The sequence below is a fragment of the Sinomonas sp. genome, assembly GCF_051955515.1.
In the GTDB taxonomy this organism is placed as follows: Bacteria; Actinomycetota; Actinomycetes; order Actinomycetales; family Micrococcaceae; genus Sinomonas.
This window is the reverse complement of the sequence record NZ_JBQCGQ010000016.1, coordinates 1-2,539: the sequence shown is the minus strand read 5'-3', so window position 1 is coordinate 2,539 and position 2,539 is coordinate 1. Positions and strand designations below refer to the sequence as shown.

The following is a 2,539-nucleotide window of genomic DNA, read 5'->3' as shown; positions in this document are numbered from 1 at the left end:
CGATATTCATCTCTGTACCTTGTCTTTCCGGCTCATGCCGATCGGGCATCCGGGGCGGCGGCCGGCTTGTCCGCCGCCGTGCATCGGCTCCGATCGGTCATCGCGATCGTCTGGCTCGAGGCTCGATTCATGACGCCGACGCGCCGGCGAACCGGCTCACCCGTCGATCCCTGGTTCGCGGACGGATGTCGATAGTCCGTGCCCGTGCTGGGACGTCCGGTGCGAGGTCTGCCGAACCATCGTCGAGGCGGATTCATGAAGGGGTTGCTCCAGACCTGCTGGATTCTCGGTCAACCAGCTCGTTCGAGAGAGATGCCGAGTGACGATTCTCCTGAGCCCGATCGAGACGGAGACAACGAAGATCTGTGATCCACGATGATCGAGTGGCCGGCTACGCCGCCGACCGGGGCCTCACCCGATCCGGCCCAACTCGGCCGACATGCGCTCTTGTCCGGGTCAAGCCGCCTTGATACCTGAGCGTTCGTTCGGGCCGGCGGCCGATGACCCCTACAAGTTCTGCCTCCTCAGCAGAATTTGTGGGCGGACTTCGGCTCCGGTAGATCGCCGAGGTTGTGATATAACGCGGCTCTCACCGCATCGAGGGTCCGGAAACCATACGCCTTTCTCGTGGTCAGTTTCAGCTTGTTGTTGAGGCCCTCGGTCACGCCGGCCGAGACCTTCCCCCGAGCACGGAACCAGTTCAGGAGCAACGTCTCATGACTGCGGAGCATCCGGGCCACCTTCTTCATCGGCTCGATCCGCGAGCGCAGGGTCCGTGTGCACCACTCGCGCAAGAAGCGCCCCGCCCATCCCGCATACTGGTAGGTCCAGAACCGTTGGAAGTCCTCGCGCAACAGGTAGCTTCGAACCGATCGCAGGTTGTACTTCAGCAGCTCGGCCAGCTTGACGGTCTGCTTCTTCGTCAGGTTCTCGGGCCGTTTCAGCAGGCACCATCGGGCGCGCTTCAGGATCGGCTCATAGCCGTCCCGCTTCAGGCGTCGCGCCTCCTCGGCGCGCACCTCGTCGATGGCCTTGTTCATCGCCTGCATGATGTGGAACCGGTCCAGGACGTGGGTCGCCTCGGAGACCTCCTGGGCCAGGACGTTCAGGTAGGGCTTCCACATGTCACTGCAGAAGAAGCGAATCGTCTTGCGGTCGTCGTCGCTGAGGATCAGGAAGAAGCCGCGCAGGCTGTCCTCGGTTCGATCGAGGGCGACGTAAAGCAATCGCTTCGTACCGGGATCGATCTGGTAAACGACGGTCAGATAGTGGTGTCCGCGCCGCCATTGGACCTCATCGATGCCGATGGCCTGGATCCCGCTCAATTTGCGGCGCTCCAGGCCCCACGACACAGCGTACTGGACCGAGCGGTAGACGGCTTCCCAGGAGGTGTGGAATGCCGAGGCGACTTCCTGCCACGAGAGCCGCTTAGCCCAGCCGGCCAAGAACCAGCGGTAGGCGATGGTGAGCGGGCTCTTGCCATCACTCCAGGGGACCTCCTCGACCGTGACGCCGCAGAGCGGGCAGTCGGCGCGGCGCGGTGCGTACAGAAAGAACACGGGGATTTGCCAGAGTGGAACGAACTGGTAGCGCCGCGGCGGGAGCCGATCGTAGCCCGGCCGCTTGCGGTGGCAACCGGAGCAGATGGGACGAGTGGCGCGGCGTGGCTCGATCGCGACTTCCAGGGCCAAGTGGTCGCCGTCCTTGGCCCAGGAGATGACGCCATAGGTGAAGGACTTTTGCGGGGCGACGTGGTTGAGAATAGTCTGGAGGAGCATCGCGTGGGGCCTCCGGGTTGAGAAGGTCGGGACAGCCCTTCTTACTCGGGGGTCACACGCGGTGCACGAGGGCGGAGCGAATAGGTCAGGAGTGGGAGGGAAGCAGACGGCGACGCGGGACCCGGATTCCGGCTGGCAACAGGCTCGCCCGCGCCGTCCCGTGGGGGCCGAGTCGGTAACAGGGAAGAGGGAAGGAAGAGGGGGTCCGGGGGAGGAAACTGGGGCCTCTGGTTCCTCCCCCGGGGCAATCACGACGGCACAATCAACCCACGAATTCTGCGGAAGATCCCTAACAACTTGGACTCGGTGGCCTTCCTTGAGGCGAGCAGGCGTCAAGAGAGCGGCGACACGGCGGGCGCCTGGAACTGTCATCGCGCGGTCCTCCGCATGATCACTCACATGAGGCGGCGGGGCGGCCCGCGTCTGCGTTATTGGGCCAAGAGGGTGAACCGTACGCTGCCGCGACGGCTCGCCGACTGGGCGACGGATCCGAAGACCACGATCCCCCAACTTCATACCGCCCTGGAAGTAGTGCGCCGGAACGAGCCAAACTCCGATTGGGATCGATTCGCGATCCAATCCGGGTATCTCGAACTCATGCGCGAACTCGAGCAGCCTAGGCCGCTTCGGGTTCAGCAGGAGAGCGAGGGGGGATGGACGTTTGGGCTTGGCGACATGGCGCTTTCGCCGACCATGCTCGAGGGTCTCGAGTCGGCGCGCCGCTGCCTCGTGCGCGAGCCCGAGCGCAGTCGGCGCGTCCT

The 2,539-nt window shown here is 64.4% G+C and carries 3 protein-coding genes; 2 read left to right on the top strand and 1 reads right to left on the bottom strand.

The genetic code is table 11. The annotated features are described in order from the left end of the window. The coding region (locus ACTHL9_RS00880; protein WP_440516739.1) for a hypothetical protein at positions 1–195 on the top strand (195 nt) is incomplete at its 5' end. Positions 196–524: 329 nt separating this feature from the next. Here ACTHL9_RS00880 and ACTHL9_RS00875 read toward each other — a convergent pair. Further along, a complete protein-coding gene (locus ACTHL9_RS00875) occupies positions 525–1,778 on the bottom strand; it encodes an ISL3 family transposase (RefSeq protein WP_440516738.1) in 1,254 nt (417 codons plus the stop codon). A 444-nt stretch (positions 1,779–2,222) separates the two neighbouring features. Between ACTHL9_RS00875 and ACTHL9_RS00870 the strand changes: the two genes are divergently transcribed. After that, on the top strand, positions 2,223–2,539 hold a 317-nt coding region (locus ACTHL9_RS00870), incomplete at its 3' end, for a hypothetical protein (RefSeq protein ID WP_440516737.1).